The organism is Gracilibacillus boraciitolerans JCM 21714, assembly GCF_000521485.1.
Lineage (GTDB): Bacteria > Bacillota > Bacilli > Bacillales > Amphibacillaceae > Gracilibacillus > Gracilibacillus boraciitolerans.
Genome location: NZ_BAVS01000013.1, coordinates 82,192 through 88,579, shown reverse-complemented (window position 1 = coordinate 88,579; position 6,388 = coordinate 82,192). Strand labels below are relative to the sequence as shown.

Annotated in this window: 6 protein-coding genes and 11 tRNA genes; 1 reads left to right on the top strand and 16 read right to left on the bottom strand. The window is 36.9% G+C overall.

The window, feature by feature from the left end; translation table 11 throughout:
- Window positions 1–9: 9 nt before the first annotated feature.
- The 12 genes from JCM21714_RS09870 to JCM21714_RS09815 form a co-directional block, all read right to left on the bottom strand.
- Window positions 10–86 (bottom strand) — tRNA-Ile (locus JCM21714_RS09870).
- 14 nt (window positions 87–100) lie between these two features.
- Window positions 101–174: transfer RNA gene (locus tag JCM21714_RS09865), tRNA-Gly, on the bottom strand.
- Window positions 175–199: 25 nt separating this feature from the next.
- Window positions 200–279, bottom strand: a tRNA-Pro gene (locus JCM21714_RS09860).
- Window positions 280–283: 4 nt separating this feature from the next.
- Window positions 284–360: transfer RNA gene (locus tag JCM21714_RS09855), tRNA-Arg, on the bottom strand.
- A gap of 72 nt (window positions 361–432) precedes the next feature.
- A tRNA-Leu gene (locus tag JCM21714_RS09850) sits at window positions 433–516 on the bottom strand.
- A gap of 19 nt (window positions 517–535) precedes the next feature.
- Window positions 536–611: transfer RNA gene (locus JCM21714_RS09845), tRNA-Lys, on the bottom strand.
- Window positions 612–771: 160 nt separating this feature from the next.
- A tRNA-Gln gene (locus JCM21714_RS09840) sits at window positions 772–846 on the bottom strand.
- A 5-nt stretch (window positions 847–851) separates the two neighbouring features.
- A tRNA-Asp gene (locus JCM21714_RS09835) sits at window positions 852–928 on the bottom strand.
- 16 nt (window positions 929–944) lie between these two features.
- Window positions 945–1,016, bottom strand: a tRNA-Glu gene (locus JCM21714_RS09830).
- A 15-nt stretch (window positions 1,017–1,031) separates the two neighbouring features.
- Window positions 1,032–1,125, bottom strand: a tRNA-Ser gene (locus tag JCM21714_RS09825).
- Window position 1,126: 1 nt separating this feature from the next.
- Window positions 1,127–1,201 (bottom strand) — tRNA-Asn (locus JCM21714_RS09820).
- A 152-nt stretch (window positions 1,202–1,353) separates the two neighbouring features.
- Entirely contained in the window at window positions 1,354–1,845 is a 492-nt protein-coding gene (locus JCM21714_RS09815; RefSeq protein ID WP_035723866.1) for a SprT family protein, read from the bottom strand.
- Window positions 1,846–1,913: 68 nt separating this feature from the next.
- Here JCM21714_RS09815 and cmpA point away from each other — a divergent pair, with 68 nt between their 5' ends.
- Window positions 1,914–2,036 (top strand): cortex morphogenetic protein CmpA, encoded by a 123-nt coding sequence (cmpA, locus tag JCM21714_RS19820; protein WP_148295005.1) that lies wholly within the window; start codon window positions 1,914–1,916, stop codon window positions 2,034–2,036.
- Window positions 2,037–2,070: 34 nt separating this feature from the next.
- On the opposite strand, the gene JCM21714_RS09810 is transcribed toward cmpA, so the two are convergent.
- The 4 genes from JCM21714_RS09810 to rsbW form a co-directional block, all read right to left on the bottom strand.
- Entirely contained in the window at window positions 2,071–4,239 is a 2,169-nt protein-coding gene (locus tag JCM21714_RS09810) for a Tex family protein (RefSeq protein WP_035723864.1), read from the bottom strand.
- A gap of 396 nt (window positions 4,240–4,635) precedes the next feature.
- Window positions 4,636–5,148, bottom strand: a complete 513-nt coding sequence (locus JCM21714_RS09805) for a PP2C family serine/threonine-protein phosphatase (protein ID WP_369403539.1) — start codon at window positions 5,146–5,148, stop codon at window positions 4,636–4,638.
- Window positions 5,148–5,939 carry an RNA polymerase sigma factor SigB gene (gene sigB, locus JCM21714_RS09800; protein WP_035723856.1) on the bottom strand — a complete coding sequence of 264 codons (792 nt, stop codon included), beginning with the start codon at window positions 5,937–5,939 and terminating at the stop codon, window positions 5,148–5,150. Before sigB ends, JCM21714_RS09805 begins: the two co-directional genes overlap by 1 nt.
- On the bottom strand, window positions 5,911–6,387 hold the full coding sequence (gene rsbW, locus JCM21714_RS09795) for an anti-sigma B factor RsbW (protein WP_035723854.1): 477 nt from the start codon (window positions 6,385–6,387) through the stop codon (window positions 5,911–5,913). Before rsbW ends, sigB begins: the two co-directional genes overlap by 29 nt.
- Between the last annotated feature and the right edge of the window lies 1 nt (window position 6,388).

The following is a 6,388-nucleotide window of genomic DNA, read 5'->3' as shown; positions in this document are numbered from 1 at the left end:
GTTTATAAATGGTGGGCCTGAGTGGACTCGAACCACCGACCTCACGCTTATCAGGCGTGCGCTCTAACCAGCTGAGCTACAGGCCCATTCATATTAATTATGGAGCGGGTGAAGGGAATCGAACCCTCGACATCAGCTTGGAAGGCTGAGGTTTTACCACTAAACTACACCCGCAATATATAAAATGTGAATGATTGGCTGGTCGGGAAGACAGGATTCGAACCTGCGACCCCCCCTTGGTCCCAAACCAAGTGCTCTACCAAGCTGAGCTACTTCCCGGTCATGGTGCGCCCGAGAGGACTTGAACCTCTAACCTTTTGATTCGTAGTCAAACACTCTATCCAATTGAGCTACGGGCGCTTTATTAAAGCGACATATATTAATATAACATATTCTGTTTCAAAAAGTCAATAGTTTTCTTTGTTCTTTTGATGCGGTCGAGAGGACTCGAACCTCCACGGGATTATCTCCCACTAGGCCCTCAACCTAGCGCGTCTGCCATTCCGCCACGACCGCTCCGTGTCGAAAAGATGAATGGTGAGCCATGCAGGATTCGAACCTGCGACCCTCTGATTAAAAGTCAGATGCTCTACCAACTGAGCTAATAGCTCTTATTACATAATATATTTTGACATTAACTTTTCTCATAACAAACCCTTTTAAGAAATATTCATAAATGGAACTATTCTTAACTTGTGAAGTATCGATCAAACAGTAAGAATAATATATTTATCTTTTAGACAAATATTGTGTCATTATTAGTCAAAAAAATGGCTGGGCTAGCTGGATTCGAACCAGCGCATGACGGTACCAAAAACCGTTGCCTTACCGCTTGGCTATAGCCCAATAAATGGCGGTCCGGACGGGACTCGAACCCGCGACCTCCTGCGTGACAGGCAGGCATTCTAACCAACTGAACTACCGGACCTATTAAATTTTATGGATGACCCGTACGGGATTCGAACCCGTGATACCGCCGTGAAAGGGCGATGTCTTAACCGCTTGACCAACGGGCCATACTGAAAGATAAATGGCGGAGAAGGAGGGATTTGAACCCTCGCGCCGCTTACACGACCTACACCCTTAGCAGGGGGGGCGCCTCTTCAGCCACTTGAGTACTTCTCCATGGCTCCACAGGTAGGATTCGAACCTACGACCGATCGGTTAACAGCCGATTGCTCTACCACTGAGCTACTGTGGAATAATAAAAACTTTTTGTTGACGACCTAGAATATAATACATCATTTAATCTTCTATGTCAATAGCTTTTTTATACGTTTAATTTTAGTTAATAAAAAATTTGTGAACGCCCATCAAAGTAGCGCCTGTATAATTTACCATACTATGACGAAATTAGTCAATAGAATTATAAGAATTATTTAGAGTGGAACGGACTAATGTTAACATACCTTTACATTTACCACAACGATATCTCTTCATATTAATACGCCTTTTCCTTTCATATAAGTGACCACAATTTTTACATTTATAAAGATGTTTAAGGTCATTTTCCATAGATGGCAAAGGGGGGGTACAGTGTCTTGGAGAGTTAGTCATTTTTAATAATTGTTTAAAATCAGCATCTCGATGTTGATACCCTTTTCCCTCAATGTGCAGATGATAATGACAAAGCTCGTGTTTAATAATACCCACAAATTCTTCATAACCTAGTTCTCCAAAATACTTAGGATTTAGTTCAATCACTCTTTTGGCCGGTATATACCGGCCGCCGGTAGTCCTTAGCCGCGGATTAAATTGTACTTTATCATTAAATTCCTTATTAAAAAATTGAGAGGAAAGTTCATTCGTTAATGCTTCTAAATCCCTTTGACACATCGGTAACATCATTTCACACCTATCTCATAAGATTCATAAACTACTATTATAACATTCTAAAAAAGGGGGGAGTAAACATGCCCACTTGGTTAAAAAGGCAATTGACTGGTGCTTTCCTTTGTAAGAATAAGTATCAAATTCAATTATTAAATCAATGTTGGTTTTTTTATTGCAAATCTGAAAATTATGAAGAAGAGTAAAGGGATACATGCAGCACCCCTTCACTTTATATTTTTATGTTTGAATCATAGTTAAAGCGATTCTCTGCTTCTGTTGATCAACTTGATCAACCCATACTGTGATAACATCTCCGACAGAAACGATATCCATCGGATGTTTAACGAACTGGTTAGACAATTTAGAGATATGAACTAATCCATCTTGTTTTACACCTATATCAACAAAGACACCAAAATCGACGACATTTCTAACCGTTCCCTGTAATTCCATGCCATTCTTAAGGTCTTCCATCGAGAGTACATTTTTCTTTAATAATGGTTTAGGCAAATCATCACGCGGATCCCGATTTGGACTAATTAATGAGTTTAAAATATCCTCCAATGTCGGTAAACCAATACCTAGTTTATCCACTAGAACTTTCTTATCTAACTGCTGTAACTGCTCTTTTAATGGAAGAGTACCTAATTCTTTAACATCTGCACTTACTTCTGTTAATACGTGTTTTGCAGCATTATAGGATTCTGGATGAATCGGCGTTTGATCCAGCGGTTCCTGACCACCTATGACACGTAAAAAACCAATACTTTGTTCATATGTTTTATTTCCTAACCTTGGTATATCCTTTAATTGTTTGCGACTGCTGAATTTACCATTTTCATTACGGTATTTCACAATATTATTCGCGACTGTTTTGTTTAGTCCTGAAACATACTGTAATAACGATGAAGAAGCGGTATTCACGTTTACTCCAACTTGGTTAACGGCTGTTTCAACGACAAAGGATAGTGATTCTGATAATCTTTTTTGACTAACATCATGTTGGTATTGGCCTACACCGATCGCTTTCGGCTCTATTTTCACTAGTTCTGCTAACGGATCTTGGATACGTCTCGCTATCGATACCGCACTTCTTTCCTCTACTTGAAAATCAGGAAATTCCTCACGGGCTAATTTAGATGCAGAGTACACACTTGCACCAGCTTCATTCACTATAATATAGGCCATGTCCAATTTTTGTTTATCGATCAGGTCTGCTATAAACTGTTCTGTTTCTCGCGATGCGGTTCCGTTACCAATAGCGATTAATTCAACTGGGTAATCTTGCAAAAATTTCAATACTTTCTTTTCTGCACCTGCTGTATCATGTTTTGGAGCAGTTGGATACATCACATCGATTGCTTTTACTTTCCCTGTATCATCAACTACTGCTAATTTACATCCCGTACGAAAAGCAGGATCAACACCTAACACATACTTCCCTTTTAAAGGCGGTTGTAATAATAAGCTTTTTAGGTTTTTGGAGAAAATATCGATAGCTTGTTCTTCTGCCTTTTCTGTTAACGAGGTTCTAATTTCCCGTTCGACAGAAGGCTGTATCAGGCGTTGATAACTATCTGAAATAATCTCTGAGATAAATTCCTTGATTTCTTCGGTGCTTTTTTGATTGATCGCTTGTTTGTTAAGATACTCGATTATAGAATCTTCTGGAGCTTCCATAGAAACTTTGAGTATTTCTTCTTTCTCACCACGATTTATTGCCAGTATCCGGTGAGACACAATTTTACTAACTGCTTCATTATAGTCATAGTACATTTCATATATTTTCTTTTCATCTATATCTGTTTTCTTCCCTTTAGAAAGGACCATTCCTTTCTGATAAGTAAGTTTACGGATTTGTTCGCGGAATTTTGGGTCATCTGCTATCCATTCTGCAATAATATCCTGCGCTCCCATAAGCACATCTTCTATTGTATGTAATTCATTTTCTTCGGATAAGTAGTTACGAGCTTCTTCTTCTAACTTAAGATTTTGCTGTTTGAAAATTTGTTCAGCTAAAGGCTCTAATCCTTTTTCTTTAGCTACTGTTGCTCTTGTGCGACGCTTTTGTTTATAAGGTCGATACAAATCTTCAACCTTTTGTAATTGAGTAGCTTTTTCAATGTTTTGTTGCAATTCTGCTGTCAGCTTATCTTGCTCATCAATTAATCTGATTACTTCTTTCTTACGATCTTCTAATGTATTGACATAATTCCACGCATCCTGAATGTCCTTAATCTGTACTTCGTCTAATGAACCTGTCATCTCTTTACGGTAGCGGGCGATAAACGGAACGGTATTCCCTTCTTCAAAAAGATGAATCACACTTTTTACTGCTTTCTGATTAATCTTAGTTCTATCTGCAACAATATTTATTAGCTGTAAATAGTCTTCATTATTTGCCAATGTATTTCCTCCTTCATACGAATCCTTCTCTATTTTAACAAAAAAGAGGTTAAATAAGAAATCCTTAGATGATTGCAATATTAACCTGCCCACAACTACTTAAAGCGTCAACACAAACTGTAAATTAATTTGAACGTTCTTCATAAAGAATTATGATGAATGGTTTACCATCGCTGCGGAAAGCGAAGTAAATGGACGGAGCTTTTGTCACAATTATCAAGCTTTCAAAATAAACAGTTACTTCTCAGTTTAAATATAATACGAATAAATGATTCTATTCAAAAAAGGAATCTCTTTGTTATGAAAGAGATTCCTTTTTGTATTTCATTGCTATTAAAGTTGTATCATCATCCAATTTATTATGATACAACTTGGCAAAGGTATCTGTAATATGGGTTACATCTTTATGAAGAAAATAGGAGTTTGATATTTCTCTTTCATCAACCCATCTGAAAACATCACAAAAATCATATCATCCTCTAATTTATCTGAAACCACTTTAAACGGGCGTTCATATCCGCTTAAAAAACCAACTTGTGGGATATTTCTTCTTTTCACCGAATCAGAAGATATTGTCATTAAACCGATATTACCTATGGATGAATAGAAATATTGTTTTGTATCGAGATCCATTTGTAGAATACCTAAAACAACGCCACGTTTACCAACTAATTTCTTGTTACTCTTTTTCATCATAGTTGACACTGTTTCATTCCTATTATCCTGGATTACATCCATTACAATTTGTGATGATTCTTTTGCATGTTCACCACTACCAAGCCCATCCGCCAATGCACATATAAAAGTGTTATCTGCCTCATGATAAAAATAACTATCTCCACAAAAAAAGTTTCCCTTTTTGGACTTTTGAAAAATAGATATATCTATTTTTCTTTGATTTTCACTCATTAGCGAATAGCCTCCGTATTCTCTGTTAGTAGTGCTTCCCGGAGTTTTTTAAGTGCGTGTCTTTGTATTCGTGATACATGCATTTGTGATATACCTAATACATCACCAGTTTCCTTCTGACTCTTGTTCTCAAAATAGGTGTAATGTATAATTTGCTGTTCCCGTTCATTTAATATTGGCATGATTTTTTCCAGTAAAAGTTGTAGATCCACGTCTTCATAACCAGATTCTTTATTACCTATTAAATCAAGTATAGATACTTCGCTGCCATCTGAGTCGGCTTCAATCTTTCGATCTACTGATAATGCATTATAGCTTTGGCTCATTTCCATTGTCTCTAAGATTTCTTCTTCCGATACTTCAAGATAGTCAGCAATATCTTTAATGGTTGGTGAATTTTGCATTTCATTTGTTAAAATTTCAGTGGCTTTTTTTATTTTTGGACCTAATTCTTTAATTCTTCTTGGTACATGGACACTCCATGTTTTATCCCTGATAAAGCGTTTAATTTCACCAATTATTGTCGGAATTGCAAAAGATTCAAAGGATTTACCTATTTCCGGATCATATCGTCTAATTGCTGCTAATAAGCCTAACATTCCAACTTGTTCTAAATCTTCATAAATCATATCATTTTTTGAATATTTACGAGCTAACGATTTTACCAGTTTATGATAAGTTAATACAAGTTTCTCCTGTGTTACCTGATCCTTAGGATTTTCCTGGAACTCTTTAATCCATTGATAAACATCATCATTGCGCTCATTGTGTGGTCGAGATCTTGTCGTCATTAATATCCACCTCATTTTCATGAAGGTACTTGGTCATGAGCACAATTACACCGTAGTCATTTTTTATTTCTACCTTGTCCATTAATGCCTCAATCAAGAAAAGACCAAAGCCTCCTTCGCGTAAGTCTTCAATTGATTTATCATTTTTATATGGACCGATGTTATTTCTTACCTCTTTTAAATCAAAACTTTCACCGCGGTCAGCTACCATAACCTCTAATCGATCCTGATAAAGGCAAAAACCAACTGTTACTTCTCCTGATTCATCCTTCTGATAAGCATGTTCCGCGGCATTAGATATTGCTTCCGATATTGCGACTTTCAAATCCTCAATATCTTCATAATTAAAACCCATTCGATTTGCTATGCCGGAAGCGGTTAATCTAACCACTCCAACATATTCTGCTTTTGCCGGTATTTTTATTTCAATAAAGTCAAAGTGTTCCATC